This is a genomic window from Streptococcus oralis, from assembly GCF_026782375.1.
GTDB lineage: Bacteria > Bacillota > Bacilli > Lactobacillales > Streptococcaceae > Streptococcus > Streptococcus oralis_CL.
In genome coordinates this window covers 464,017-489,673 of sequence record NZ_JAKUWJ010000001.1, presented here as the reverse complement: position 1 = coordinate 489,673, position 25,657 = coordinate 464,017, and the positions used below count along the sequence as shown (strand labels likewise).

Annotated in this window: 29 protein-coding genes and 2 pseudogenes; 14 read left to right on the top strand and 17 right to left on the bottom strand. The window is 39.6% G+C overall.

The features are described from left to right. Positions 1 to 27 precede the first annotated feature (27 nt). From MK409_RS02480 to MK409_RS02470, 3 genes are read right to left on the bottom strand one after another with little or no spacing between them, the layout of a single operon-like run. A complete protein-coding gene (locus tag MK409_RS02480) occupies positions 28 to 924 on the bottom strand; it encodes an RluA family pseudouridine synthase (protein WP_268705217.1) in 897 nt (298 codons plus the stop codon). After that, on the bottom strand, positions 921 to 1,739 hold the full coding sequence (locus MK409_RS02475) for an NAD kinase (protein ID WP_070567449.1): 819 nt from the start codon (positions 1,737 to 1,739) through the stop codon (positions 921 to 923). The genes MK409_RS02480 and MK409_RS02475 overlap by 4 nt, the downstream gene beginning before the upstream one ends. Beyond that, positions 1,723 to 2,394, bottom strand: coding sequence for a GTP pyrophosphokinase (locus tag MK409_RS02470; RefSeq protein WP_216732764.1), 672 nt, complete (start codon positions 2,392 to 2,394; stop codon positions 1,723 to 1,725). Before MK409_RS02470 ends, MK409_RS02475 begins: the two co-directional genes overlap by 17 nt. A 128-nt stretch (positions 2,395 to 2,522) precedes the next feature. On the opposite strand from MK409_RS02470, the gene MK409_RS02465 reads away from it, so the two are divergent. From MK409_RS02465 to MK409_RS02435, 7 genes are all read left to right on the top strand, one after another. Beyond that, a complete protein-coding gene (locus tag MK409_RS02465) occupies positions 2,523 to 3,092 on the top strand; it encodes a CYTH domain-containing protein (RefSeq protein ID WP_033629711.1) in 570 nt (189 codons plus the stop codon). Between the two features lie 110 nt (positions 3,093 to 3,202). Beyond that, the gene (locus MK409_RS02460) at positions 3,203 to 4,162 is read left to right on the top strand and encodes a ribose-phosphate diphosphokinase (protein ID WP_001283848.1); all 960 of its coding nucleotides are present in this window, start codon (positions 3,203 to 3,205) and stop codon (positions 4,160 to 4,162) included. A gap of 9 nt (positions 4,163 to 4,171) precedes the next feature. After that, a complete protein-coding gene (locus MK409_RS02455; RefSeq protein WP_268705216.1) occupies positions 4,172 to 5,287 on the top strand; it encodes a cysteine desulfurase family protein in 1,116 nt (371 codons plus the stop codon). Positions 5,288 to 5,291: 4 nt separating this feature from the next. Further along, positions 5,292 to 5,639: a DUF1831 domain-containing protein gene (locus MK409_RS02450; RefSeq protein ID WP_268705215.1), complete on the top strand. Its 348-nt coding sequence runs from the start codon at positions 5,292 to 5,294 to the stop codon at positions 5,637 to 5,639. Between the two features lie 6 nt (positions 5,640 to 5,645). Further along, positions 5,646 to 5,861 (top strand): DUF4649 family protein, encoded by a 216-nt coding sequence (locus MK409_RS02445; RefSeq protein ID WP_268705214.1) that lies wholly within the window; start codon positions 5,646 to 5,648, stop codon positions 5,859 to 5,861. Between the two features lie 82 nt (positions 5,862 to 5,943). Next, entirely contained in the window at positions 5,944 to 6,585 is a 642-nt protein-coding gene (locus MK409_RS02440) for a redox-sensing transcriptional repressor Rex (protein ID WP_000660646.1), read from the top strand. A gap of 15 nt (positions 6,586 to 6,600) precedes the next feature. Beyond that, entirely contained in the window at positions 6,601 to 7,290 is a 690-nt protein-coding gene (locus tag MK409_RS02435; RefSeq protein WP_268705213.1) for a gamma-glutamyl-gamma-aminobutyrate hydrolase family protein, read from the top strand. On the opposite strand, the gene radC is transcribed toward MK409_RS02435, so the two are convergent. The 3 genes from radC to MK409_RS02420 all read right to left on the bottom strand — a co-directional run bounded on the left by radC (position 7,287) and on the right by MK409_RS02420 (position 12,174). Beyond that, entirely contained in the window at positions 7,287 to 7,967 is a 681-nt protein-coding gene (radC, locus tag MK409_RS02430; RefSeq protein WP_049537481.1) for a RadC family protein, read from the bottom strand. The genes MK409_RS02435 and radC overlap by 4 nt on opposite strands. Positions 7,968 to 8,009: 42 nt before the next feature. Then, a complete protein-coding gene (pcrA, locus tag MK409_RS02425; RefSeq protein ID WP_268705212.1) occupies positions 8,010 to 10,301 on the bottom strand; it encodes a DNA helicase PcrA in 2,292 nt (763 codons plus the stop codon). Positions 10,302 to 10,503: 202 nt separating this feature from the next. Beyond that, entirely contained in the window at positions 10,504 to 12,174 is a 1,671-nt protein-coding gene (locus MK409_RS02420; RefSeq protein WP_268705211.1) for a formate--tetrahydrofolate ligase, read from the bottom strand. Between the two features lie 230 nt (positions 12,175 to 12,404). Between MK409_RS02420 and coaB the strand changes: the two genes are divergently transcribed. The 3 genes from coaB to MK409_RS02405 are packed head-to-tail and all read left to right on the top strand — an operon-like array spanning position 12,405 to position 14,204. After that, on the top strand, positions 12,405 to 13,094 hold the full coding sequence (gene coaB / locus MK409_RS02415; RefSeq protein WP_268705210.1) for a phosphopantothenate--cysteine ligase: 690 nt from the start codon (positions 12,405 to 12,407) through the stop codon (positions 13,092 to 13,094). 11 nt (positions 13,095 to 13,105) lie between these two features. Further along, entirely contained in the window at positions 13,106 to 13,657 is a 552-nt protein-coding gene (gene coaC / locus MK409_RS02410; protein ID WP_268705209.1) for a phosphopantothenoylcysteine decarboxylase, read from the top strand. Beyond that, entirely contained in the window at positions 13,641 to 14,204 is a 564-nt protein-coding gene (locus tag MK409_RS02405; protein WP_268705208.1) for an ECF transporter S component, read from the top strand. The genes coaC and MK409_RS02405 overlap by 17 nt, the downstream gene beginning before the upstream one ends. A gap of 39 nt (positions 14,205 to 14,243) precedes the next feature. On the opposite strand, the gene MK409_RS02400 is transcribed toward MK409_RS02405, so the two are convergent. After that, positions 14,244 to 14,612, bottom strand: coding sequence for a hypothetical protein (locus MK409_RS02400; protein WP_268705207.1), 369 nt, complete (start codon positions 14,610 to 14,612; stop codon positions 14,244 to 14,246). 133 nt (positions 14,613 to 14,745) lie between these two features. Here MK409_RS02400 and MK409_RS02395 point away from each other — a divergent pair, with 133 nt between their 5' ends. Further along, positions 14,746 to 15,273, top strand: coding sequence for an ECF transporter S component (locus tag MK409_RS02395; protein ID WP_268705206.1), 528 nt, complete (start codon positions 14,746 to 14,748; stop codon positions 15,271 to 15,273). Between the two features lie 11 nt (positions 15,274 to 15,284). After that, positions 15,285 to 15,800: a transcription repressor NadR gene (locus MK409_RS02390; RefSeq protein WP_000159157.1), complete on the top strand. Its 516-nt coding sequence runs from the start codon at positions 15,285 to 15,287 to the stop codon at positions 15,798 to 15,800. Here MK409_RS02390 and MK409_RS02385 read toward each other — a convergent pair. The 10 genes and pseudogenes from MK409_RS02385 to uvrB all read right to left on the bottom strand — a co-directional run. Then, positions 15,797 to 15,949: pseudogene (locus MK409_RS02385) on the bottom strand (NUDIX hydrolase); the annotation flags it as partial. The gene MK409_RS02390 and the pseudogene MK409_RS02385 sit on opposite strands and share 4 nt — an antisense overlap. A gap of 120 nt (positions 15,950 to 16,069) precedes the next feature. After that, a complete protein-coding gene (locus tag MK409_RS02380; RefSeq protein ID WP_268705205.1) occupies positions 16,070 to 16,837 on the bottom strand; it encodes a class I SAM-dependent methyltransferase in 768 nt (255 codons plus the stop codon). A 205-nt stretch (positions 16,838 to 17,042) separates the two neighbouring features. After that, on the bottom strand, positions 17,043 to 17,510 hold the full coding sequence (locus MK409_RS02375) for an 8-oxo-dGTP diphosphatase (RefSeq protein WP_268705204.1): 468 nt from the start codon (positions 17,508 to 17,510) through the stop codon (positions 17,043 to 17,045). A gap of 23 nt (positions 17,511 to 17,533) precedes the next feature. Further along, positions 17,534 to 17,974, bottom strand: a complete 441-nt coding sequence (locus MK409_RS02370; protein WP_268705203.1) for a hypothetical protein — start codon at positions 17,972 to 17,974, stop codon at positions 17,534 to 17,536. A gap of 205 nt (positions 17,975 to 18,179) precedes the next feature. Beyond that, positions 18,180 to 18,509, bottom strand: coding sequence for a hypothetical protein (locus MK409_RS02365; RefSeq protein ID WP_268705202.1), 330 nt, complete (start codon positions 18,507 to 18,509; stop codon positions 18,180 to 18,182). 495 nt (positions 18,510 to 19,004) lie between these two features. Next, the gene (locus MK409_RS02360; protein ID WP_268705201.1) at positions 19,005 to 19,499 is read right to left on the bottom strand and encodes a hypothetical protein; all 495 of its coding nucleotides are present in this window, start codon (positions 19,497 to 19,499) and stop codon (positions 19,005 to 19,007) included. Between the two features lie 89 nt (positions 19,500 to 19,588). After that, positions 19,589 to 20,092 (bottom strand): annotated as a pseudogene (locus MK409_RS02355) (GNAT family N-acetyltransferase). After that, the gene (locus tag MK409_RS02350) at positions 20,058 to 20,621 is read right to left on the bottom strand and encodes a GNAT family N-acetyltransferase (protein ID WP_268705200.1); all 564 of its coding nucleotides are present in this window, start codon (positions 20,619 to 20,621) and stop codon (positions 20,058 to 20,060) included. The pseudogene MK409_RS02355 and the gene MK409_RS02350 overlap by 35 nt, the downstream one beginning before the upstream one ends. Positions 20,622 to 20,629: 8 nt before the next feature. Then, the gene (locus MK409_RS02345) at positions 20,630 to 21,256 is read right to left on the bottom strand and encodes an NAD(P)H-dependent oxidoreductase (RefSeq protein WP_268705199.1); all 627 of its coding nucleotides are present in this window, start codon (positions 21,254 to 21,256) and stop codon (positions 20,630 to 20,632) included. A gap of 14 nt (positions 21,257 to 21,270) precedes the next feature. After that, a complete protein-coding gene (gene uvrB / locus MK409_RS02340; protein WP_268705198.1) occupies positions 21,271 to 23,259 on the bottom strand; it encodes an excinuclease ABC subunit UvrB in 1,989 nt (662 codons plus the stop codon). Positions 23,260 to 23,439: 180 nt separating this feature from the next. Between uvrB and MK409_RS02335 the strand changes: the two genes are divergently transcribed. Further along, complete coding sequence (locus MK409_RS02335) at positions 23,440 to 24,888, top strand: amino acid ABC transporter substrate-binding protein/permease (protein WP_268705197.1); 1,449 nt, start codon at positions 23,440 to 23,442, stop codon at positions 24,886 to 24,888. Next, a complete protein-coding gene (locus MK409_RS02330; protein ID WP_001096337.1) occupies positions 24,888 to 25,628 on the top strand; it encodes an amino acid ABC transporter ATP-binding protein in 741 nt (246 codons plus the stop codon). The genes MK409_RS02335 and MK409_RS02330 overlap by 1 nt, the downstream gene beginning before the upstream one ends. The last annotated feature ends 29 nt before the right edge of the window (positions 25,629 to 25,657 follow it).

Here is a 25,657-nt window from a genome sequence, read left to right as displayed (position 1 = left end):
GAAATTAAATTATACTCAAAATAGATTTTAAAGAGTATTAGTTGATAACTGAGTAATAAGATTGCTGAAATCATCCGGCAAGGAGCTTTCCAGCTCTAGCTGACGCTCCAAGAAGGGATGATAAAATGATAAGAAATGGCAATGCAAGGCCTGTCGTTGAATCCCATCATCTAGGCTGTCTCCATAGAGATCGTCTCCCAACAAGGGAAAACCGATGTGAGAAAAATGCACTCGGATCTGATGAGTTCGTCCAGTATGCAGGCGAATATCGACTAGGTGAATATTTCCATAGGACGCTACAACTTTGTAAGACGTATGAGCGTATTTCCCACCTTTGGCAACCCGTCTTGTGATAATAGAGTCCACATCACGCGCAATTGGTGCGATAATCTCCCCCTCTGGCTCCAAGACACCAGCTCCTTTAACTAAAGCAAAGTAACGTTTTTCGATAGACTTTCGTTGTAGTTGCTTGTCTAAACGTGCATGAGCGTAGCCGTGCTTGGCAAAGAGCATCAAACCAGATGTATCTCTATCAAGCCTAGTCACGATGTGAACTTGCTGGTTTTCATATTCTTGCTTAACATAGTAGCCCTTGATAAAATTGGCAATTGTATTGGAATGATTAACACTGGGGATGGAAGCTACTCCATAAGGCTTATTCAAAACCAGAAAATGGTCATCCTCATAGATAATATCCAGTGGACGCTCAATTGCTTCAAGACTCTCAAACCCTTCCTCTGAAGGGATATCAATAGTCACCCTGTCTCCAATATCTAAGAGATAAGTCGCATTTTGAGGTTGGTCATTGACCAGAATAGCCCCACCTCGAAACTTAATCTTAGCCAAAAGTCCCTTGGAAACCTCATGTTTCTTGAGGAAAGTTTTGACTTTGACATGCTCATCTGTGGTAAATTCGAACCTCATTCATCCACCTCGCCGATGAAGGCATCTTTGACACGATTCCAGAAACTAGTGTGGCTTGGTGTCGCTACGAAGTGAATTTTATGATGGTCGATTTGATACTCAATCCGTTCGATATTACGGAATGAATAGACGCTGTTATCGACTGATATCGTGTGGTAATCATTGCGTGTCGGTAAGAGTTCAATCTTATCCTTTTTGGGAATAATGATTGATGATCCCAGAGTGCGATAGACTCGGTTGTTAAGACTCGCTATCTCCGTCAACTGCAAGGCTTCAATGGTCGGATGCAAGACAGCTCCACCCAAGGACTTGTTGTAGGCAGTACTTCCCGTCGGCGTTGAGACAGTCACACCATCTCCACGAAAGCGCTCGAATGGAACATGGTTAATGATGATATCCGCCACCATGGTGCGGTCTGATCGACGGATACTCGCTTCATTTAAGGCTCGGAAGATTTTCACTTCTCCATTTTCAAGCGTTACCTTAACATTCAAGACTGGATAAGAAACTTTGGCACCAGTATCGAGTAGGAGATTGGTCACCAACTGATCCAACTCAAAATCACGATAGTCTGTGTAGAATCCCAAATGCCCTGTATGAACACCTACAAATCGAACCTTGTCTAACTGATTCTCATACTTGTGGAAAGCGGACAAAAGCATCCCATCTCCACCAATCGAAATAACGATATCGGGATTTGTATCATTAATTATAAAATGCTGTTTTTTGAGTTTTTCCCTCAGTTTATGTAAAACTTTCTGACTCTGCGGTTTTCTATTTGCTATGAGGTCAACTCGTTTACCTGTATTCTTCATCTGTATCGTCACTATTTCCTACACCGTCATTTAATTTTCTGCTCAATGGATCAAAGAGTGCCTGCGCTTCCTGAATGTCATCTCGAATCTTACCCATTTCTTCATCTAGCTGATGAGCAATTTTGGCTGTGATTTCCAGCCTTTTCCTGATTTCTTCTGGAAAATCGCCCTGGTATTTATAATTAAGTGAGTGTTCAATCGTAGCCCAGAAATTCATGGCTAACGTCCGTATTTGAATTTCCGCCAAAATCGTCTTAGCTCCGTTGATCGTATCAACCGTGTACTCGACAACCACGTGATAAGAACGATAACCTGAAGCCTTACGATGAGTGATATAGTCTCGTTCCTGAACGACTCTCATATCTTGGCGTTTACGTAGAATCTCAACTACCTCTTTAACGTCATCAACAAACTGAACCATGACACGTAAACCAGCAATATCTTGCAGATCATGTTCTAGACTTGCATAAGTAATTCCTCGACGAGCCATTTTTTCTTTAATACTTTCAATCGGTTTGACACGACCCGTTACAAACTCAATCGGAGAATGCTTGTTTTGCTTTCGATACTGTTTGCGAATCCCCCGAAGTTTGATCTTCAATTCACCAACAGCCTGAATGTAAGGATCTAAAAATTCTTCCCATTCTATGGTCATACTTTCTCCCTTGTAATGTTTGATTGCTCTGTCGAAAATCTTTGATTTTTTCAGTACATTCGTATACAATAAATACATTGTCCATTATACCATAAATCGCTTTCAAAGATATAGAAAAGGTTGAAAAAATGAAACATTTAGAAATAGAATTGAAAACACTTCTGAAAAAAGAGGAATACGATCATCTAAAAAAACAGTTTTCCCATATCCAACCCGTCCTTCAGAAAAACTACTACATTGACACGCCAGATTTCCAATTGCGTGAAAAGAAGGTTGCCATGCGCATTCGCACCTTTTCAGATTGGGCGGAGTTGACCTTAAAAGTACCTCAAACTGTAGGAAATATGGAATACAACCAGAAACTAACTCTTCCAGAAGCTGAATCATACCTAGAAAAACAAAAACTACCTCAAGGGCTCGTTCTAGAGAAGCTCGCTAAGATTGGTATCGAAAGTCATGACTGGCTTGTCCTAGGCTGTCTTTCAACTCTACGTTATGAAACGAAAACAGAAATTGGCTTAATGGCCTTAGATAAAAGTCACTACTTTGACCAGACGGACTATGAACTGGAGCTTGAAGTCACTGACCATGAAAAAGGGAAAGCCGATTTTCAGAAATTTTTAGATGAAAATCAGATAACTTATCAGAAAGCTCCATCAAAATTAATTCGTTTTATTAAAAGCATTAAAAAAAGCTGAAATAATCTCCTTTTTTTGGTAAAATAGAAAAGATAAAAATAATAGAATCTTCATTAAGAAAAGAAACTTTTCCAAAGAAGATTCACAAAGTTTACAGAGGACGGTCTATAATGTCAGATAGAAACAACATGAAACTTTTCACCCTAAACTCTAACCCAGAAATCGCTCAAAAGATTGCTGATACTGTTGGTGTCCCTCTTGGAAAATTATCTTCACGTCAATTTTCTGATGGTGAAATCCAAGTCAATATCGAAGAGAGTGTTCGTGGGTATGACGTCTATATCATTCAATCAACAAGCTACCCAGTTAGCAACCACTTGATGGAATTATTGATTATGGTTGATGCCTGTGTTCGCGCCAGTGCTCATAGTATCAACGTCGTCCTTCCTTACTTTGGCTATGCGCGTCAGGATCGTATCGCTTCTTCACGTGAACCACTGACAGCTAAATTGGTTTCAAATATGTTAGTAAAAGCTGGGGTTGACCGTGTTCTAACTCTCGATCTCCATGCTGTACAGGTACAAGGTTTCTTCGACATTCCTGTGGACAATCTTTATACAATTCCTCTATTTGCTAAACACTACTGCGACAAAGGTCTTCTTGGTTCTGATGTCGTTGTGGTTAGTCCAAAGAACTCTGGTGTTAAACGTGCTCGTAGCTTAGCTGAATACTTGGATGCTCCAATCGCTATCATTGACTATGCTCAAGATGACTCAGAACGAAGTGAGGGCTATATCATTGGGGATGTTGAAGGTAAGAAAGCCATCCTGATTGACGATATCCTAAACACTGGTCGTACTTTCTCTGAAGCAGCAAAAATCGTTGAACGCGAAGGGGCAACTGAAATCTATGCGGTTTCTAGTCACGGCCTCTTTGTAGAAGGTGCTGCTGAACTTCTAGACGCAACTAACATTAAAGAAATCCTTGTAACAGACTCTGTAGCAACAAAAGAAAGAACTCCTAAAAATGTATGTTACATTACTGCTAGCGAATTGCTCGGTGATGCTATCATCCGTATTCACGAAAGAAAACCAGTCAGCCCACTCTTTGCCTACAACAAAAAGAAATAAGGTGATTCTTTGATTTATTTGGACAATGCTGCAACTACACCTATGTCAGCTGTAGCTATCGCAGAAATGACCAAGGTCATGCAAGAAACCCATGGTAATCCGTCAAGTATTCATAGTCATGGTCGCCATGCTGGTAAACTGCTCCGTGAAGCTCGTCAAGACTTGGCTCACTTACTTGGAACCAAACCTCAACATATCTTTTTCACGTCTGGTGGTACAGAAAGTAACAATACTGCCATTATCGGCTATTGTCTCCGTCATCAGGAACGTGGCAAACATATCATCACAACAGCTATTGAACACCATTCTGTCCTTGAGACCATTGATTATCTGGTTCAACATTTTGGCTTTGAAGCGACCATCATCCAACCAGAAAATCAAGAAATCGCTGCCCAACAGATTCAAGAAGCTTTACGTGACGATACCATCCTCGTTTCAACTATGTATGCTAATAATGAAACAGGGAGTCTCTTGCCTATTGCTGAGATTGGACATATTTTAAAAGACCATCCTGCTGCTTATCATGTAGACGCTGTTCAAGCTATCGGGAAAATTCCTATCCATCCTGAGGAATTAGGAATTGATTTCCTCAGTGCTTCTGCTCACAAGTTCCATGGTCCAAAAGGAGTTGGTTTCCTCTACGCTTCATCTATGGACTTTGATTCCTACTTTCACGGTGGGGACCAAGAGCAAAAAAAACGGGCTGGAACAGAAAACCTTGCAGCCATTGTAGGTATGGTTGCTGCTCTCAAAGAAGATCTGGATTATCAAGTTGATTATTACCAAAAACTAAGTTCCCTTAAAACAGTTTTTCTAGAAGAGATTGCCGATTTAGACTACTATCTCAATGAAAGTCGCAACCAACTGCCTTATGTTTTAAATATCGGTTTTCCTGGTCAGAAAAATGATTTGCTTTTACTTCGGTTAGACCTTGAGGGAATTTCAATTTCAACTGGTTCCGCTTGTACTGCTGGTATTGTGCAAACCAGTCATGTACTCGAAGCTTTCTATGGACCCGATTCGCCTCGTTTAAAAGAATCTGTCCGTATCAGTCTCTCTCCTCTCAATACTGAGGAAGAACTGAAACAACTCGCACAAACCTTAAAAAATATTATTGGAGATTAAACTAATGGCATTCGAAAAAACCATTAAACTACAAAACTGTCGCTACAACTACACACTTAGTCCAACTGTTAAAAAGTTCACACTGAAAGACAATACTTTCTTTGAAACAAAAGTAGGAAACTACGAACTGACTCGTCTACTTGAGAAAGTACCTAATAGTGGTGAAGGTTTCAACCTAAAAATCATCATCAATAAAGACCTTACAGGTGTTAAACTCAACATTACTGATAAGTCCGGTCTTCGTTTGGTCAATATCTTTAAATCAGATGATCACCATATCCACCAAGAAAAATTCTACTTCCTCATGGATAGTCTTGTGGAACGTGGGATTTTCACTAAAGAGGAAAGATAAGACCTCATGTATCGTCTCACCTATTTAGATAGTTACCAAATTGAGCGCATACTTGAATATACCGACTACGATGAGCTCATGTTATCCCTATCAGGATGCGTGACCCTACCAGATACATTCCTGGTAACCTCGTTAACCTTTCATGATAAAGTGATCTACCGAGGATTAGTCGGAGATCTCTATCGATTTCTATCACAAGTTCATTTTTTAGATAAAAACTAAGAATTTTCTTAGTTTTTTCTTATTTTTGTTGATTTTTTCACAATGATTCTATAAAATAGAAGAATAGAAAGGTTGTGATTTTGTGAAAGAAAAACAGTCTGCTATTCCAAAAGCAACAGCAAAAAGACTCTCACTTTACTATCGAATTTTCAAGAGATTTCATGCAGAAAAAATCGAACGTGCCAACTCTAAACAAATTGCAGAGGCTATCGGTATCGATTCGGCGACCGTCCGTCGTGATTTTTCCTACTTTGGTGAACTAGGAAGACGTGGATTTGGTTATGATGTTAAAAAACTCATGACGTTTTTTGCTGACCTCCTAAATGATAACTCCATCACCAATGTTATGTTGGTTGGGATTGGTAATATGGGGCATGCCCTTCTCCACTACCGCTTCCACGAGCGCAACAAAATGAAGATTATCATGGCCTTTGACCTGGATGACCATCCTGAAGTCGGTACTGAGACTGCTGACGGGATTCCCATCTATGGTATATCTCAAATCAAGGAAAAGATTAAGGACGCAGACGTTAAAACTGCTATCCTAACTGTTCCAAGTGTCAAATCCCAAGAAGTAGCCAACCTCTTGGTAGATGCTGGTGTAAAAGGCATTCTCAGTTTTTCTCCTGTCCACTTGCACCTTCCAAAAGATGTGGTCGTTCAGTACGTCGATTTGACAAGTGAACTCCAAACCCTCCTCTATTTTATGCGGAAAGAGGATTAGAAAGCGAAATCATTTATGAATAAACCTGTTATTGGGATTACAGGAAATGAAAAAGCTCATCCAGATGATGACATCATGATGAGCTATGCAGCAAAAGGCTTTGTTGAAGGAGTCAAGGACGCTGGCGGAATTCCCATTATCCTTCCGATTGGTGACCAAGAAATGGCACATCACTATATTAGCATGATTGATAAACTCATCCTAACTGGTGGGCAAAATGTCGATCCAAAATTCTATGGTGAGCCAAAAATAATTGACAGCGATGACTACCATTTACAAAGGGATATCTTTGAACTAGCTCTTATCAAAGAAGCTATCCAGCAGAAAAAACCGATTTTTTCTGTTTGTCGTGGGACCCAGCTTTTTAATGTTGCCATGGGAGGCACACTTCATCAAGATATCGAAGATCATTGGCAGGATTGTTCCGCTGAGTACACTACCCAGCGTCTCCTTACTGAACCAGATACCATCCTCAGAGAAATCTACGGAGAAATCTCTCATATTAACTCCTTCCACCATCAGAGTATCAAGGATTTGGCTCCAAATTTAAAGGTTGTGGCCTATGATCCCAAGGATAAGATTATCGAGGCAGTCGTAACAATAGATGACATCCCATTTCTTGGTGTCCAATGGCATCCAGAATTTCTATTTGAAAATCGCCCCAAGGATAAAACACTATTTGACTATGTTGTTAATGAACTTTAAATCAGATCAGTCTTTTCACGGTAACTAAAGTAATCAGAGTGAGAGACAATCAGATGATCCAGAAACACCAGTCCCATTAGTTCACAGGCTTCCTTGACTAACTTGGTTACATGGTCATCATTTCGGCTAGGTGCTACTGCACCTGAAGGATGATTGTGGACTAAAATAACAGAAGTCGCCATATGCTTGATGGCATAGTGAAGGATTTCCCTCGGTTCAGCAATGCTACGTGTCGCGGATCCGATAAAGATGGTCTGCTGATGAATGATTTGATTTTGAGTATTGAGATAGAGCGCCACTAGGTGCTCTTGTTTTTTATCACCAAGTTCCTGTTGCATTTTTTTAGCTAGCTTTTGACTGCTGAGAATACTTTCCATCTCAAGGGTTTCATGCTTGTGAATACGATTTCCTAGTTCAATCACTGCTTGTAGTTCAATAGCTTTAATGCGTCCAATACCAGACAGACTCTGCAGTTCCTGCAGGGTCATTTTTTTCAAATCAGTTAGACTGGTCAAACTGTTCAAGACTTTCTGGGAAATCTCAAAAACATTTGCCTGACGCGTTCCGGTTCTGAGTAGTATAGCTAGCAATTCTTGATTGCTCAGTGCCTCTACTCCTTCTTTAACCAGTCTTTCTCTAGGCAAAAGTGAATCTTCTTGGAAAGAAATGCTGTACATAAAAATCCTCCTCACTTTATTATTCGTGAGAAGGATGGAAAATTAGATTTTTTTCTCAATTGGTGCCACACTGGCTAGGAGTTTTTTCAGCCCTACTTCTGGGAAATTGATTTTCAGTTCCTGCGTAGCACCACTACCCGAAACTTCAAGGACTGTTCCCTCTCCCCACTTCTTGTGAAGGGCAATATCCCCAATAGACCAGTTGGTATCGCTCGTATCAGTTTTATTTCCAGCTGTATATTGTCCAAACGGGAGACTACTTGACTGGATAGAGCTTGGTGCAGCCTTGCGTTTTCGTTCTTGAAGGGCCTGAGCTAGGCTCATACCCTGACCGAAAGCAATCCCACCACTGCTATAAGAAGCCTTGAAACTGGTGTTAGCTGGTCGAGCCAAGCCTTGATATTCAAGCAAGTCCGAACTGATTTCATTGATGAAACGTGTTGGACGGTTATAGTTGGTCTTCCCAAACAGTAATCGAGAGTTGGCATTGGTTAGATAGAGGATTTTTTCAGCACGCGTAATACCGACATAGGCCAAACGGCGCTCTTCTTCCAGCTCATCAGGATCCTCAGCTGCTCGACTAAGAGGAAAGACATTTTCCTCCATTCCGATGATAAAGACGACTGGAAACTCAAGCCCCTTAGCAGCATGCAAGGTCATCAAGGTTACTTCAGATGTCTCCTGACTGCCTGAATCCGTATCCGCAATCAAGGCTAAGTCATTCAAGAAACGACTGAGTTTATCCAAACCTGTTTCTTCTTCTTGACTATCAGGATTGTCGTCAAAATTCTTTGTAACAGATAGGAACTCTTCGATATTCTCAACCCGAGCCTTGCTTTCTAAGGTTGCTTGGGTATTAAGAATCTCGACATAACCTGTTTTTTCAAGAACTGCCTCAACCAATTCTGTAATGCTTAATTGATCCAGTTGCTCTCGCAAATCCAAAATCATATTGGCAAAATCCCAGATAGACTGGGCTGCTTTCCCTTTGATGCCAGATAACATGATATTGGCTGAAGCATCTAGCATGGACAGCTCTTGTAGGTTAGCAAAGTCGCGAATTTTCTCAACGGTTCCTGGCCCAATTCCACGTTTCGGCTCGTTGATAATGCGCTCAAAACTGATATTGTCACTCAGATTAGCAATGAGATTGAGGTAGGCGATAATGTCACGGATTTCCTTACGGCTGTAGAACTTGGTCCCACCAACCATAGTATAAGGAATATTGGACTTAAGCAGGGCCTCCTCAATAGTACGAGATTGCGCATTAGTCCGATAAAGAACTGCAAAGTCTTTGTGAAGAAAGTTTTGGCTACGACCAAGTTCATCAATGGTTTTGGCTACAAAAACAGCCTCATCTTGTTCGTCATTGGCACGATAGTAAATAATCTGATCCCCATCAGCATTCTGAGTCCAGAGATTCTTAGGACGACGATTTTTATTATTTTTAATGACGTCATTGGCTGCTTGGAGAATGTTTTTTGTCGAACGATAATTTTCCTCTAACAAAACGACCTTGGCGTTAGGGTAATCTTTCTCAAAATCCAAGATATTCTGCATATCAGCCCCACGCCAACCGTAGATAGACTGGTCCGCATCACCGACCACACAGATGTTTTTAAAGCGTGAAGCCAAGAGTTTGACCAATTGATACTGGGCATGGTTGGTGTCTTGGTACTCATCAACATGAATGTACTGGAACTTCTGCTGATAGTAAGTCAAGACGTCAGGATTTTGATCAAAGAGACGCAAGGTCAGCATAATCAAATCATCAAAGTCAACGGACTCAGACTGACGAAGCTCCTTTTGATAAGCTGTATAACATTGAGCTACGATTTGCGTATACATATCACCAGCTTGAGCAGCATAAGCCACATCATCAATTAGGTCATTCTTAGCATTGGAAATGCTTCCCAAGATTGTCCGCTCATTCCATTTTTTCGGATCCAAGTTTAACTGCTTGAGAATGCGTTTCATAAGTGTACGTTGTTCACCAGGATCTACAATAGTGAAATTACGATTGTAGCCGATATGATCTGCATCACGACGCAGAATACGAACACACATGGAGTGAAAAGTCGCAATCAGACAGTCCTGAGTAGCTGGATTAAGACCATAAGCACGCTCTTTCATCTCACGCGCAGCCTTGTTGGTAAAGGTAATGGCCAAGATATTCCAAGGATTGACCATCTTTTCATCAATCAAATAAGCAATACGATGGGTCAAAACTCGGGTCTTCCCAGAACCAGCCCCCGCCATGATTAACAAGGGCCCTTCTGTCGTTTGCACCGCCTCAGCCTGACGGTCATTCATTCCATTCAATAATACGTTCATCTTCTCTTCCTTACTCTTGAAGTCAATGTTTCTATTATATCAGAAATCAGGTAAAATAGAAACTTTACAGAGAACACTTTGATAAGCCAAATTTTCATCAGTGCTTACAATACATGTATTTTTCAAATGAAGTTGAGGTTATTCTTTGACAGGAAAAAGAGCTTGGATAGCATTTCCAAACTCTTTTAATATCATCTAAATCTTAGAACAAGCCTAGAACGGTTCCGTCGCTTTCAACATCCATATTGAGAGCTGCAGGTCGTTTTGGAAGTCCTGGCATGGTCATGACATCACCAGTAAGGGCAACGATAAAGCCAGCCCCTAATTTTGGTACCAATTCACGAATGGTAATTTCAAAGTTCTCTGGCGCTCCAAGTGCATTTGGATTGTCTGAGAAACTGTATTGAGTTTTCGCCATACAGATTGGCAATTTGTCCCAACCATTCTGAACGATTTGGGCAATTTGCGTTTGAGCTTTCTTCTCAAAGTTGACTTTGCTACCGCGATAGATTTCAGTAACAATCTTTTCGATCTTTTCTTGAACAGAAAGGTTGTTGTCATAAAGGCGAGTATAGTTGGATGGATTTTCAGCAATAGTCTGAACAACCGTTTCGGAAAGCGCTACTCCACCTTCCGCGCCATTGGCCCAGACACTAGCCAACTCAACTGGCACATCAATAGAAGCACAGAGTTCTTTCAAGGCTGCGATTTCAGCTTCTGTATCAGAAACAAATTCGTTAATAGCGACGACTGCAGGCACTCCAAATTTACGGATGTTCTCAACGTGGCGTTTCAAGTTAGCAAAACCTGCACGAACTGCCTCAACATTTTCCTCTGTCAAAGCATCTTTAGCCACACCACCATTCATCTTGAGGGCACGAAGGGTTGCAACGATGACTACCGCATCTGGAGAAGTTGGCAAGTTTGGTGTCTTGATATCAAGGAATTTCTCAGCGCCAAGGTCTGCACCAAAACCAGCTTCAGTAACAGTATAATCAGCCAAGCGAAGGGCTGTGCTTGTTGCTAAAACAGAGTTACATCCATGAGCAATGTTGGCAAATGGACCACCATGTACAAAGGCAGGTGTACCATAAATTGTCTGAACCAAGTTCGGTTTAATAGCATCCTTCAAGATCAAAGCTAAGGCACCTTCAACCTTCAAATCACCTACAGAAACAGGTGTACGATCATAGCGATAGCCGATAACGATATTAGCCAAACGGCATTTCAAGTCCTCAATGTCCGTCGCCAAGCACAAAATCGCCATGATTTCAGAAGCAACTGTAATATCAAAACCATCCTCCCGTGGAATACCATTTAGAGGGCCACCAAGTCCAACGGTCACATGGCGCAGAGCGCGATCGTTCAAGTCCACAACACGCTTCCAAATAATACGACGTTGGTCAATTCCCAGCTCATTTCCTTGGTGCAAGTGATTGTCAATTAAAGCAGAAAGGGCGTTGTTGGCAGTTGTAATGGCATGCATATCCCCAGTAAAGTGGAGGTTGATGTCTTCCATTGGCAACACTTGGGCATAACCACCACCAGCAGCACCACCTTTAATCCCCATTACTGGACCAAGTGACGGTTCGCGAATGGCAATCATGGTTTTCTTGCCGATTTTGTTTAAGGCATCTGCAAGACCAATAGTAATGGTTGACTTCCCTTCACCAGCAGGTGTTGGGTTGATGGCAGTAACCAAGATCAATTTCCCAACTGGATTGCTCTCAACTGCTCGAATTTTATCAAAGCTGAGCTTAGCCTTGTACTTTCCATACAACTCCAAATCATCGTAAGAAATCCCAAGTTTCTCCACAACATCCACGATTGGCTTCAACTCAATACTCTGTGCGATTTCAATATCTGTTTTCATAGCAAACTCCTCTAACATCTAATATGATAACTCATTATAACACAAAATGAGATTTTTAACACTCATTAGGCTCGTTAATGTTCGTAAATATCAATATTTTATGGGATATAATAGCGCTTTTTAAAATTTTATATGCTTTTATAGCTTTAGACTATACAAGTATCTTCGTTTTTATCAAAAAATTATCGATTTCATTTTACTTACTGTTTATTTTTGTGTACAATAGTGCTATGAAAATTTTAGTCACATCGGGCGGTACCAGTGAAGCTATCGATAGTGTCCGCTCTATTACGAACCATTCCACAGGTCGCTTGGGGAAAATCATCACCGAAACCTTACTTGCTGCGGGGCATGAAGTTTGTTTGATAACGACAAAACGAGCTCTGAAGCCAGAAACTCATCCCAACCTAAGCATTCGAGAAATTAACAATACCAACGACCTTCTTGTTGTGATGCAAGAACGTGTCAAGGAGTATCAAGTCTTGATTCATTCGATGGCAGTTTCTGACTACACTCCTGTTTATATGACTGGACTAGATGAAGTTAAGACGAGTTCTAATCTGGAAGAATTATTAGATAAGAAAAATAAAGAAGCTAAGATTTCTTCAACTGATGAGGTGCAGGTTTTATTTTTGAAAAAAACACCCAAGATTATCTCCCTAGTCAAAGAGTGGAATCCTTCTATTCATCTGATTGGTTTCAAACTGTTGGTTGATGTTACTGAGGATCATCTTATTGAAGTTGCTAGACAGAGTCTTGTCAAGAACCAGGCTGACTTAATCATCGCAAATGACCTGACTCAAATCTCAGCATATCAGCATCGGGCAATCTTTGTTGAGAAAGATCGTCTTCAAACCGTTCAAACCAAAGAAGAAATTGCAGAACTTCTCCTTGAGAAAATTCATGCTTACGATTCATAGAAAGGAAAGCCATGGCAAACATTCTAATCGCAGTGACAGGTTCCATAGCCTCCTATAAAACAGCTGACCTCGTCAGTTCCTTGAAAAAACAAGGCCATGATGTCACTGTCTTAATGACCGAGGCGGCAAGAGAGTTTATCCAGCCTTTGACACTACAGGTACTCTCACAGAATCCAGTTCACCTTGATGTCATGCAGGAACCCTATCCTAATCAAGTCAATCATATCGAAAGAGGAAAAGAAACAGACCTTTTTATCGTTGTCCCTGCTACTGCTAATACCATTGCCAAACTTGCGCACGGTTTTGCGGATAATATGGTGACCAGTACCGCTCTTGCCCTACCAAGACACATCCCTAAACTCTTAGCTCCGGCCATGAATACAAAGATGTATGACCATCCGGCAACTCAGACAAACCTTAAAACTTTAGAAACATATGGTTACAAGCTCATCTCTCCAAAAGAATCCTTACTTGCATGTGGTGACTACGGAAGGGGAGCTTTGGCAGACCTGGATATTATTTTAGAAAGAATAAAGGAAACACTCAATGAAAAAACGCTCTAATATTGCTCCGATTGCTATCTTTTTTGCGACCATGTTGGTCATTCACTTTCTGAGCTCACTCTTATTTAATCTATTCCCATTTCCAATCAAACCAACTATCGTTCATATTCCTGTTATTATTGCAAGTATTATTTACGGCCCACGAGTTGGTGTTACACTCGGTTTCTTGATGGGGCTACTCAGCTTGACGGTTAACACGATTACAATCCTTCCAACCAGCTACCTATTCTCACCTTTTGTACCAAACGGAAACATCTATTCTGCGATTATCGCTATTGTCCCTCGCGTTTTGATTGGTCTGACACCTTATCTAGTTTATAAACTATTGAAAAACAGAACGGGTCTCATCATTTCCGGAGCTCTTGGTTCACTTACAAATACAGTCTTTGTACTTGGGGGAATCTTCTTCCTTTTTGGAAATGTCTTCGATGGAAATATCCAAAAACTCCTAGCAACCGTTATTTCAACCAACTCAATTGCTGAGCTTGTCATCTCTGCAGTTCTAACAGTAGCAATTGTCCCACGTTTACAAACCTTGAAAAAATAAAACAACTCCACTTTCGTAATGAAAGTGGAGTTTTCATATTTAATGCATGAGAATAATCAAAAGAATGTGAACACCGAGTCTCACTACATGATGTGAAAGAGGAGTTGGTTCTTGGTTTCTCTGACTATCCAAGTATATACTTACCGACAATAAAATCAAACCCAAAGTAATCATCATATTGACAAAATGAACAATTTCTAACATGATTCCTATAACTTCCATATAGTAAAATCCTACTAAGGGATTAAAGACAAGTGAAAGAGCCAAAACACCTGCTAATAGAGAGATTAACGAAAGGACCAATAAACTATAAACTATGAAACGAGTCCAACCTGAGACAACTTTCCCTTCTTTTTTCTGCTTTGACATCATCACGATTACCACAACTAGGTAAACAACAAGTATCATCACATTCTCTCCTAAATCAAAAATTCTTTACCACATTTTAACCAAATATGTCTTAAAAATCAATATTGGACCTTGACTTGGCTGACTTTTTATTGTAATATACTTGTGTATATACAGATAAATGGAGGTTCTTATGGATATACGGAAAAAAACGCAGTTTATGACTATGACTGCCCTACTCACTGCAATAGCGATTTTGATTCCAATCATTATGCCTTTTAAAATCGTTATCCCACCGGCTTCTTACACCTTGGGAAGTCATATCCCCATCTTTATCGCCATGTTTCTTTCGCCTTTGATGGCAGCTTTTGTTATTATTGCTTCTAGTCTTGGTTTCCTGATGGCTGGCTATCCGCCTGTTATTGTACTCCGTGCCTTCTCTCACATTGTTTTTGGTACTTTGGGGGCTTTGTACTTAAAGAAATTCCCTGAAACCTTGGATAAACCAAAGGCATCTTGGATTTTTAACTTTGTTTTGGGTGTTGTTCATGCTATCGCTGAAGTAATAGCTTGTATCATCTTTTATGCTACTTCAGGGACAAATGTTGAAAATATGTTTTATGTTCTCTTTGTCCTAGTTGGTTTTGGCACAATTATCCATAGTATGGTAGACTATACATTAGCACTAGCTGTCTTTAAAGTGCTTCGAAAACGTCGCTAAAAGGAAAAACTATGACAAAGGATCGCAAACAAGCTCTTCTCAAACTCTTAAAAGAGGCACCAAAAGCCCTCAATGGCCAAACCTTGGCTGAACACTTTCATGTCACTCGTCAGATCATTGTACAAGACATAGCCATTCTTCGAGCTGATGGGGCTCCTATCCTATCCACAAATCGTGGCTATATCTATAAAGAAAATAATACCAGTCCTTACGTTCACAAACTATTCAAGGTCAAACATGAGATGGAAGAAATCGGTCAAGAACTTCTAGCTATTGTAGATAATGGCGGACGTGTTCAGAATACTTTGATTGACCATCCAGTTTATGGAGAAATTGAGACCCTACTCAAACTCACCTGTCGTCGAGATGTCCAGCATTTTCTAGAACAAGTCGAGAACTCTGACTTTAGACCACTTTCAGAATTGACAGATGGCACCCATTACCACCTTGTTGAAGCCGAAACACAACAAGACCTCCACTATATCGAGGAGGCCTTGGATAAACTTGGTTATTTAGTAAAAGACTAAAAAGTTTCTTTCTCCCAGCCATCATCTGCACGGTGGCGATAGAAGAACTCAGACTTGTCAGGTGTTTCCATCATTTCCATCAGAGGCAACATATCATAGGCCAGTTCCAAGTTAGGAATCTGGTCTTTTTGTACCCAAGATACTTCTCCAAATCTAAAAATTTGAGGTTTATATATGGAGAATTAGCTGTAACATGCTCTAAACACTATCCCTTTAATTTTACATTGAAAATCTTCTCCGTAATTTTTCACACTTTCGTTCCCTTAATTTTACTTTCGAGCGATAAACATACCATATTCTTTAGGAATGATCAACATACCATTATTAAACTCACTTTCCAATCTTTTACGTATTATTTCTTCTTCTAACGAACCTATTTCTGAAATTCCTTTAAAGGATTGGATGTATTTAACTAGGTCATCTATACTAGTTACCTGTAACTCATCATCATAGAGCAATATATCGACAGAGTTAAAGTACCTACTTAGGTAACTTTTGCCATTTTGTAAAGTAAAAGTTTTATTTTCCAAATCTTGATTAACCTCATCTTTAAATAAGCCTGCCAAATAATCTACAACTCCATTTTCACCAAATGTAGCACAGTAAAAAATTCCACCTGTTTTTAAGACTCTATTCACCTCAGAGAGCGCTTTATGAATATCATTTACATGATGTAGAAGCATATTAGCAATAACAATATCAAACGTTTCATTCTCAAAAGAAATCTTTTGAATATCCATTATTTCATAGTTGACATTGTCTCGATTTCCAATCACTGACTTCGTTGTTTTCACCATATCTTTAGAAAAATCTGTAATAACCAACTGCTTCATTTTATCTATAGAATCACTGTTACTTTTCCACAGTTCTCCTGTACCACATCCCAATTCTAGAATTTTTACTTCATCAGTAATTTGGTAGTTGGAAAATATCCAATTGTTAAATCCTAATTTATTTTTTGAATACTTCTTATGTATGTTTACTCTAATATCAAGATTATCTTGTTTTGCATATTGTTCAATTACTTTATCATCCATTTTCTGGTACTTCCTTTCACATTTTAAGATTATACCATAAAATAAAACAATCTCCGATTTCAGAATGGAAGGTGGAGATTGTTCAAAATATAGATAGAAAAGAATAATAAGAAACTTAGAAGTATTCAGTTGACTTACACCGCATACTTAGCCTATATTTCAGTACCTACCTTTAAAGAATAACACCTACCAACTAATCATAGAACTAAAAAATTTCTTTCTCCCAGCCGTCCTCTGTACGATGTCGGTAGAAAAATTCAGACTTGTCAGGTGCTTCCATCATTTCCATCAAAGGCAGCATATCATAGGCCAGTTCCAAGTTTGGAATCTGGTCTTTTTGCACCCAAGATACTTCTCCTTCCTCTGAGGATTGGAGACTTCCAGTAAACTCTGTCGCCTTATAACAAAAAACGATGTAGCGCCCACCTGTATCTAAGGGCCAATTTTTAATACCGACCAGTTGTGGATTCTTAATCGTTAGACCTGTTTCTTCATAAATCTCACGAATGACAGACTCGGCAAAGGCCTCGCCGTTCTCAACATGTCCTCCTGGAAAGGCATAGCCAGACCAGCGATTGTTTTCAGGAGAGCGATATTGCATGACTACTCGCTTATTTTCTAGATCTTCGATTAGACAGATGTTGGTTAAAATGGTTGCTTGCGCACGGGACATAGATTTGCTCGCTTTCTAAGTTGTTATATGCCTTTTTCGAACTTGATATCAGATTTCATGATGAATGGATTAATCAACTCGTGATGTTCATAAGTAGTACGAGCCAAAAAACCTCTAGAAATGATGATTTCTTTATCTTGTATATGATAGTCTATATTGATAGGGATGACTAAATCCGACATAATAGACAAAGCAAAAAATGCTGCAAACCAAAGATAAAGTGCCACTAATCCACTAAATACTTGAAAAATAAGGTGATACCATTGAAAATCTCTTGTTCTATAAAAGATTCTCCATGGATAGATTAAGAAGGTCAAACAAAGAATGAAAAACCAACTATTCCACAAAATTGGCGTAAAGGATAGGCCAAAAACCAACAAGATCAAATGAAGGATCACAAAAGTCAGCAAAGCCAAATAGAGTGTTTTAAATGAAAATAACTTAATTCGATTTTCTTTTTTCATGATTTTTCCTCTTTTTGTCCTTATATTTCAAAATGACCATTAATATCGCTGGAATGAAGAAAAAGATTAGATAGGTAGCAATCGGGAGCCAGATGTAGCGATAATCGATCGATAATAGGGAAGGAATTTTTTTAACATTTCTCCCTTTCACCCCAACAAGTAAGTGGAGGAGAAAAATAGGTCCGTTTATGAATAGAAAAGTTTTTTAAAATCCTTGTACTGAAGCCTTGTTGCTAAAACCATCTCTAAAAATACCTTGATAGAATGTGTGAACCAAAAAGACAAAATTCATAATAATTGGCAAGACATAGGACATTTCTTGATATGGTTTCGGGATAAGTGACGTCCCGAACAACACATACATGATACCAAAAATAGATAATAATATTATACCACCATCCATAAAAGAAGCAATCTTTGAATGTCTTTCCAGCCACAATTGGACGTGAGCTACCAAAGAATACTTTTTATGGATTTTTCTCATTTTTCTGTCCTGTTGTTTGACCTTCTTTTTTCTCTTAATCTTTCGTTCCATTTACGCCTCCTTCTTCTCTTTTCTATCCGTATAATCAAAAGCAGAATGCCCAGCCCCAAGAAAAAGAAAAAGAGATAACTTACAATAGGAGCCCAGACATAGGCCGGATCCATAGAAATTATAGGGGGGAAATTCGTTGACTTACGACGTCCTAGCCAATTCAGACCTACCAAGAGATGAAAGGGAAAAAGAAGACCATTGAACCCAATAAATCCCCATGAAAAGTAACGCCATTTCTGAAGTTTATCACTACTAAAACGAAAGACAAGGAAATAGGTTGATAAGATCAGAAGGATAAGATTGAAGCTTAAGGGGGAAAGATAGTTCATGTTCGGTAATGGATAACTGATGTAAGAGGCAGCAAGAAATGATACAAACATAGATCCAAATAATACACTCGTATCCAAAAGTTGACCAATCCTTCTGTGCCTTTCCATCCAAAGAAAAATCCTCTTAGTCCAAGAAGACTTTTCTTTTGTCTTGTACTTCATTTGTCTACTCATCTTCATCTTCATCTACTCCTTTTTTTGAACCTTTAGAGAGAAAGAAGATTGCCAAAGTTAACATCAAGACTAGAAGGTAGATGACAATAGGAAACCAGATATAGGATGACTCCAGTGAAAACAAAGGTGACAGAACGACTCTTCCTCTTTTTCTCACACCAATCAGTTGAAAAATGAAGCTAAGGATATTGATATAAATAAAGGGTTCACAAAATCTTTTAAGAGTCCTTTCTTTTTCAGTTTTCACTGACAAAAAGAGAGCATAGAACCTATTACCCAAAATAAAAAGATTTAATTGCAAGGGAAATAAAAGCTCTCTGTACCGAAAATCAGCTGGAAGGCTTTTGTTCTGTGATGTTGTGAATTCTATAACTAGGAACAAGATGATATAAAAGATAATATCAAGCATAAATTTGACAAATCGATGCCCTTGTAACCAAAAACGAACAGAATCTAAGCTCGATGACTTCTTCTCTTTCAAATTCATAATAACTTCCCTCTATTTAAAATATAATCTAAAACATGATTGTTTGTTCATTGCGTAATCTGAAAACAAAATCGCAATTCTATCAGTATTTAACTCTCAGATTTTGAGGATTTCTTACGTACCATTCTAATTTCAGTGATAGGATTTCCAAGGTCAAGTATTTTTTCTTGCCTATCAAAAGAAAAAACCATTTTTTGATAGAATGCAATCGCACGCTTATTCTCTTTTAATACCTATAAAAATATTTCAGAGAACTGTTCAAGAGTCGTCAGAGCTTCCTTCATTAACTTCTGAGCAATACCTTTTCCATAATAGTCTTTTAAAACATATAAGGCAATAATTTCGCCAGCTTGAATAGTCTCATCACGAAAGTTTCCATAACTGATAAAACCAACTACCTTCATGCCATCCATCGCGATCAATGTATTTTCTGGATATTTTTGACTAAAGAATCGACATCTTTCTAATGTCATCGTCTCCTGAAATTCTGCAGGTAAAAGGTCATCATAAGCCTCTCTCCACGTCTGCCAATGAACGAGGGACTTACCTTCTATCTCTTCAGGAGTTTCCATCTGTTTGACAGTGATGACCATTTGCTTCCTCCCATTCTTCTCTCAAAATGCCGTATTTAATACTATCATAATAAACACCTTGATAATAACGAACTTTTGGAATATGAGCTTCTTTTTTCATTCTTAATTTCTCAGCCAATTTCATCATACCAAAATTTCCTGACCAAGTTGTCAAACCAAGATGCTCCAACTCCAAGTAATCCTGAAATGTCCGATCTATCCACTGTAGCATAGCAGCTTTTCCAATTCCAGAGTTCCAAAATTTGTTATCATAAATACAAATTCCCAATTCCATCCATCTTGTTTGTTTACATACCCAGTAGCGCGAAACAGTCCCAACTAATTTATCATCAACAAAAATACCAAGGCGATTTGAGTTGTTTAGAGTAGATTCTGATTTTTGTAGTTTAAATTCTTGAAAATTAGGAAAATGCTGATAATCGTCATAATAGGGAGCATCATACTGCTTCCAAATTGGATTAGATTGTGAATAAGCAATTTCCCACAAAGACACTAAATCTTCTTCAATTAGTTTTCTTAAATAAACCATACTTTTTCCTAATCCAACGCCTTGACTTCCACAGCAACTTTTTGCAGATATTTTTGTCTTGTTGAACTTGTGTTTACCTCACGTCCTAACTCGCCTAAAATTGAAACTTTCTTTGTTTTGATTCCACAATGATTCAGGACAGCATTCTTTAATACTGATATTCCATAACTGTCTGGGATATTGATAGGACCTGAAAATACTTTGTACCACCATGTTGGTGCCATTGATGTTGCGTAAATACTGGCTGTTTTTCCTTTTAGTAACTTTTTAAACTGCTGACCTCTTAAGTAGTTCCAAATAAAACTTCCTTGATTATTGGCAGAGTATGCAATTCCTGGCGTGAAAACACGATCAATCCACCCCTTCAATAAACTAGGCATACTACTCCACCAAATTGGATAAACAAAAATGAAATGATCTGCCCACTGAATTAATTCCTGAGATCGAAGTATGAAGGGGTCCTCTTCCATCCGTTTTCGATAACCATAACGTAATACAGGATCAAAATCTATCTCATTTAGGTTAATAGATTCAAGCTCATGATGATTTGAGTCAATATTTTCTACAATCGTTTGAAAAATTTCTTGACAGAAACTTCCCTTGTCAGGATGTCCATTGATGACTAAAATTTTCATTCGTTTTCTCCTATCTAATCCAACGCCTTGACTTCCAACATCATATCACGAATCTGAGCTGCCAGTTCAAAGTCAAGCACTTCGACAGCTTCTTGCATTTGTTTTTCCAGTTTTTTGACGAGTTCCTTGCGCTCTTGTTTATTGAGGCTATTGATATCGACTTCCTTGTCCTCTTCCTTAGCAACTGCCTTGGTCACAGCAATCAGGTCACGGATTTCTTTCTTGATTGTCTGAGGCACAATACCGTGTTCTTCATTATAGGCCATCTGGATTTTCCGACGGCGGGCAGTTTCATCGATAGCACGTTGCATAGACTGAGTCATGGTATCAGCATACATGATGACATGACCTTCACTGTTACGGGCGGCACGTCCAATGGTCTGGATGAGTCCACGCTCGTTACGGAGGAATCCTTCCTTGTCAGCATCTAGAATAGCAACCAAGCTTACCTCGGGAACGTCAATCCCTTCGCGGAGCAGGTTGATTCCGACCAAAACATCAAAAACACCCAAACGTAGGTCACGGATAATCTCCGTCCGCTCCAAGGTCTTAATGTCCGAGTGCATGTACTTAACCTTGATGCCCATTTCCTTGAAGTAGTCGGTTAAGTCTTCAGCCATTTTCTTAGTCAAAGTGGTGATAAAGGTCCGTTCATTCTTTTCAACACGGGCATTGATTTCACCTAGGAGGTCATCAATCTGTCCCATAGTCGGACGGACTTCCACTTCAGGGTCCAAAAGACCTGTCGGACGAATGATTTGCTCAATCACTGTCTCCGTCTGTTCATTTTCATAGTCACCTGGTGTCGCTGAAACGTAAACAATCTGGTGTACATGGCTTTCAAACTCCTCCCGACGGAGAGGACGATTATCTAAGGCAGACGGCAAACGGAAACCATAATTAACCAGCATTTCCTTACGCGAACGGTCTCCATTGTACATACCTTTGATTTGCCCCATGGTCATGTGACTTTCATCAATCATGATCAAGAAATCATCTGGGAAGAAATCAAGAAGCGTATAAGGAGGCTCTCCTTCGCTACGACCATCCATGTGACGAGAATAGTTTTCGACCCCATTGGTATAACCCATCTCACGCAACATTTCAATATCATACTCTGTCCGCTGCTTCAAACGCTGGGCTTCTAGCAGTTTGCCTTCCTTCTCAAATATGGCTAACTGCTCTTCTAATTCTGCCTGAATCTTGGCAATCGCAACTTCCATGTGGTCGTCATTGGTCACAAAGTGAGTGGCAGGGAAAATCGCCAAATGATCGACTTCTCCCAATACCTGACCTGTCAAAGCCTCAACTTCACGGATACGGTCGATTTCGTCTCCGAAAAACTCTACTCGAAAAGCGTGTTCATCACGGGAAGCTGGGAAAATCTCCACCACATCCCCTCGAACGCGAAATCTTCCCCGTTGGAAATCAATATCATTGCGTTCAAACTGAATATCCACCAAGTCATTCAAGAGTTTGTCACGAGAAATCTCCAGACCTGGACGGAGACTAACGACACTATCAGCATATTCCTTTGGCGAACCCAAACCATAGATACAAGAGACTGAAGCCACGACAATGACGTCATTACGCTCCAAAAGGGCTGAAGTCGCTGAGTGGCGAAGCTTATCAATCTCGTCATTGACGGAACTATCCTTCTCAATGTAGGTATCGCTAGAAGGGACATAGGCCTCTGGTTGGTAATAATCGTAGTAAGATACGAAGTACTCGACTGCATTTTCAGGGAAAAATTCCTTAAATTCTCCATAGAGCTGACCAGCAAGAGTCTTGTTATGAGCAATGACCAGAGTTGGTTTATTGACTTTGGAAATGACCTGACTCATGGTATAGGTCTTCCCAGTACCAGTCGCCCCCATCAGAATCTGAGCTTTTTCTCCACCCTCGATATTATCAACCAACTGTTCAATCGCTTGGGGTTGATCTCCTGAAGGTTGGTATTTTGATACTAGTTTAAATTTATTATCTGTAATTCGATTTATCATGATCGCCTCGTCTGCATTTTTCTATCCTTCTATTTTACCATAAATTCCACTAGATTCTTTATCTCTGAATTTATCAGGGTTATAAATCCATGTTATATCTTCTTACATAAAAAGTCTTAAAATTTGCCTTCTGAAATATTTTCTGTTATAATGGGAAAATATTCGGAAAGGAGACTAAAAATGAAGAAAAAAATCCTAGCATTTTTGCTAATTTTATTTCCCATTTTCTCACTAGGAGTAGTAAAAGCTGACACAGTTAAATCTAAGTATGTTATTGCAAGTGATTCATCTTTTGCTCCCTTCGTATTTCAAGATTCAAGCAACGAGTACACTGGTATTGATATGGACTTGATCAAGGCTATTGCCAAGGATCAAGGATTTGAGATTGAAATTACTAATCCTGGATTTGACGCAGCTATTAGCGCTGTTCAAGCAGGACAAGCAGATGGTATTATCGCTGGAATGTCTGTTACGGATGCTCGTAAAGCTACATTTGACTTCTCAGATTCCTACTACACAGCTAATACCATTCTCGGTGTAAAAGAATCAAGCACTATCGCTTCTTATGAGGACCTCAAGGATAAAACCGTTGGTGTTAAAAACGGGACGGCTTCTCAAACATTCCTTACGGAAAACCAAAGCAAATACGGTTACAAGATTAAAACTTTTGCAGATGGCGCATCTATGTATGACAGTTTGAACACTGGGGCTATCGATGCCGTGATGGATGATGAGCCAGTTCTCAAATATTCTATCAGCCAAGGTCAAAAATTGAAAACTCCAATCGCTGGAACTCCAATCGGTGAAACAGCCTTTGCGGTTAAAAAAGGAACAAACCCAGAATTGATCCAGATGTTCAATAATGGACTTGCTAACCTCAAAGCTAACGGAGAATTCCAAAAGATTCTTGACAAGTATCTAGCTAGCGAAACTTCAACTGACTCTACAAGTACGGTTGACGAAACAACTATCTGGGGCTTGCTTCAAAACAACTACAAACAACTTCTTAGTGGACTTGGAATCACTCTTGCTCTAGCGCTTATTTCATTTGCAATTGCCATTGTCATCGGTATTATCTTTGGTATGTTTAGTGTTAGCCCATACAAATCTCTTCGTCTAATCTCTGAGATTTTCGTTGACGTTATCCGAGGTATTCCATTGATGATTCTTGCAGCCTTCATCTTCTGGGGTATTCCAAACTTCATCGAGTCGATTACAGGCCAACAAAGTCCAATCAATGACTTTGTAGCTGGTACTATCGCCCTCTCACTCAATGCGGCAGCTTATATCGCTGAAATCGTTCGTGGTGGGATTCAAGCTGTTCCAGTTGGGCAAATGGAAGCCAGTCGCAGTCTTGGTATCTCTTATGGAAAAACCATGCGTAAGATAATCTTGCCACAAGCGACTAAATTGATGTTGCCAAACTTTGTCAACCAATTCGTTATCGCTCTTAAAGATACAACCATCGTCTCTGCTATCGGTTTGGTGGAACTCTTCCAAACTGGTAAGATCATCATCGCCCGTAACTACCAAAGTTTCAAGATGTATGCAATCCTTGCTATCTTCTATCTTGTAATTATCACGCTTTTGACTAGACTAGCGAAACGCTTAGAAAAGAGGATTCGTTAATGGCAAAACTAAAAATTGATGTAAATGATTTGCATAAGTACTATGGAAAAAACGAAGTTTTAAAAGGTATTACTACTAAGTTTTATGAAGGAGATGTTGTTTGTATCATCGGTCCTTCCGGTTCTGGTAAATCCACATTCCTCCGTAGCCTTAACCTCCTCGAAGAGGTAACGAGTGGCCACATCACAGTAAATGGTTATGATCTGACTGAAAAATCAACCAATGTCGACCATGTTCGTGAAAACGTGGGAATGGTCTTCCAACATTTCAACCTCTTCCCTCACATGTCCGTCCTAGAAAATATCACTTTTGCTCCTATTGAACACAAACGGATGACCAAAGAAGAAGCTGAAAAATTGGGGATGGAGTTGCTTGAAAAGGTTGGACTAGCAGATAAAGCTAATGCCAACCCAGATAGCCTTTCAGGTGGTCAGAAACAGCGTGTAGCTATCGCTCGTGGACTTGCCATGAATCCTGATATCATGCTCTTTGATGAGCCAACTTCCGCTCTGGATCCTGAGATGGTTGGAGATGTACTGAATGTTATGAAGGAATTGGCGGAACAAGGCATGACTATGATTATCGTAACCCATGAGATGGGATTTGCTCGTCAGGTAGCCAACCGTGTTATCTTTACGGCTGATGGTGAATTCCTGGAAGATGGAACTCCAGATCAAATCTTTGATAATCCGCAACACCCTCGTCTAAAAGAATTTTTAGACAAGGTCTTAAACGTATAAAACGAAAGTGTGAGGTTCTCCTTACACTT

What these genes read in the sequence shown, in the direction of transcription:
- MK409_RS02380 (WP_268705205.1), bottom strand. Translation starts at nt 16,837, where the DNA reads ATGGATGATAAAGTAATTGAACAATATGCAAAACAAGATAATCTTGAT.
- MK409_RS02470 (WP_216732764.1), bottom strand. Translation starts at nt 2,394, where the DNA reads ATGACCATAGAATGGGAAGAATTTTTAGATCCTTACATTCAGGCTGTT.
- MK409_RS02390 (WP_000159157.1), top strand. Translation starts at nt 15,285, where the DNA reads ATGACAAAGGATCGCAAACAAGCTCTTCTCAAACTCTTAAAAGAGGCA.
- MK409_RS02330 (WP_001096337.1), top strand. Translation starts at nt 24,888, where the DNA reads ATGGCAAAACTAAAAATTGATGTAAATGATTTGCATAAGTACTATGGA.
- MK409_RS02465 (WP_033629711.1), top strand. Translation starts at nt 2,523, where the DNA reads ATGAAACATTTAGAAATAGAATTGAAAACACTTCTGAAAAAAGAGGAA.
- MK409_RS02405 (WP_268705208.1), top strand. Translation starts at nt 13,641, where the DNA reads ATGAAAAAACGCTCTAATATTGCTCCGATTGCTATCTTTTTTGCGACC.
- MK409_RS02450 (WP_268705215.1), top strand. Translation starts at nt 5,292, where the DNA reads ATGGCATTCGAAAAAACCATTAAACTACAAAACTGTCGCTACAACTAC.
- MK409_RS02460 (WP_001283848.1), top strand. Translation starts at nt 3,203, where the DNA reads ATGTCAGATAGAAACAACATGAAACTTTTCACCCTAAACTCTAACCCA.
- MK409_RS02350 (WP_268705200.1), bottom strand. Translation starts at nt 20,621, where the DNA reads ATGGTTTATTTAAGAAAACTAATTGAAGAAGATTTAGTGTCTTTGTGG.
- uvrB (WP_268705198.1), bottom strand. Translation starts at nt 23,259, where the DNA reads ATGATAAATCGAATTACAGATAATAAATTTAAACTAGTATCAAAATAC.
- pcrA (WP_268705212.1), bottom strand. Translation starts at nt 10,301, where the DNA reads ATGAACGTATTATTGAATGGAATGAATGACCGTCAGGCTGAGGCGGTG.
- MK409_RS02435 (WP_268705213.1), top strand. Translation starts at nt 6,601, where the DNA reads ATGAATAAACCTGTTATTGGGATTACAGGAAATGAAAAAGCTCATCCA.
- MK409_RS02480 (WP_268705217.1), bottom strand. Translation starts at nt 924, where the DNA reads ATGAGGTTCGAATTTACCACAGATGAGCATGTCAAAGTCAAAACTTTC.
- coaB (WP_268705210.1), top strand. Translation starts at nt 12,405, where the DNA reads ATGAAAATTTTAGTCACATCGGGCGGTACCAGTGAAGCTATCGATAGT.
- MK409_RS02370 (WP_268705203.1), bottom strand. Translation starts at nt 17,974, where the DNA reads ATGAAAAAAGAAAATCGAATTAAGTTATTTTCATTTAAAACACTCTAT.
- radC (WP_049537481.1), bottom strand. Translation starts at nt 7,967, where the DNA reads ATGTACAGCATTTCTTTCCAAGAAGATTCACTTTTGCCTAGAGAAAGA.
- MK409_RS02400 (WP_268705207.1), bottom strand. Translation starts at nt 14,612, where the DNA reads ATGATACTTGTTGTTTACCTAGTTGTGGTAATCGTGATGATGTCAAAG.
- MK409_RS02445 (WP_268705214.1), top strand. Translation starts at nt 5,646, where the DNA reads ATGTATCGTCTCACCTATTTAGATAGTTACCAAATTGAGCGCATACTT.
- MK409_RS02335 (WP_268705197.1), top strand. Translation starts at nt 23,440, where the DNA reads ATGAAGAAAAAAATCCTAGCATTTTTGCTAATTTTATTTCCCATTTTC.
- MK409_RS02365 (WP_268705202.1), bottom strand. Translation starts at nt 18,509, where the DNA reads ATGGAACGAAAGATTAAGAGAAAAAAGAAGGTCAAACAACAGGACAGA.
- MK409_RS02345 (WP_268705199.1), bottom strand. Translation starts at nt 21,256, where the DNA reads ATGAAAATTTTAGTCATCAATGGACATCCTGACAAGGGAAGTTTCTGT.
- MK409_RS02395 (WP_268705206.1), top strand. Translation starts at nt 14,746, where the DNA reads ATGGATATACGGAAAAAAACGCAGTTTATGACTATGACTGCCCTACTC.
- coaC (WP_268705209.1), top strand. Translation starts at nt 13,106, where the DNA reads ATGGCAAACATTCTAATCGCAGTGACAGGTTCCATAGCCTCCTATAAA.
- MK409_RS02420 (WP_268705211.1), bottom strand. Translation starts at nt 12,174, where the DNA reads ATGAAAACAGATATTGAAATCGCACAGAGTATTGAGTTGAAGCCAATC.
- MK409_RS02475 (WP_070567449.1), bottom strand. Translation starts at nt 1,739, where the DNA reads ATGAAGAATACAGGTAAACGAGTTGACCTCATAGCAAATAGAAAACCG.
- MK409_RS02375 (WP_268705204.1), bottom strand. Translation starts at nt 17,510, where the DNA reads ATGTCCCGTGCGCAAGCAACCATTTTAACCAACATCTGTCTAATCGAA.
- MK409_RS02360 (WP_268705201.1), bottom strand. Translation starts at nt 19,499, where the DNA reads ATGAATTTGAAAGAGAAGAAGTCATCGAGCTTAGATTCTGTTCGTTTT.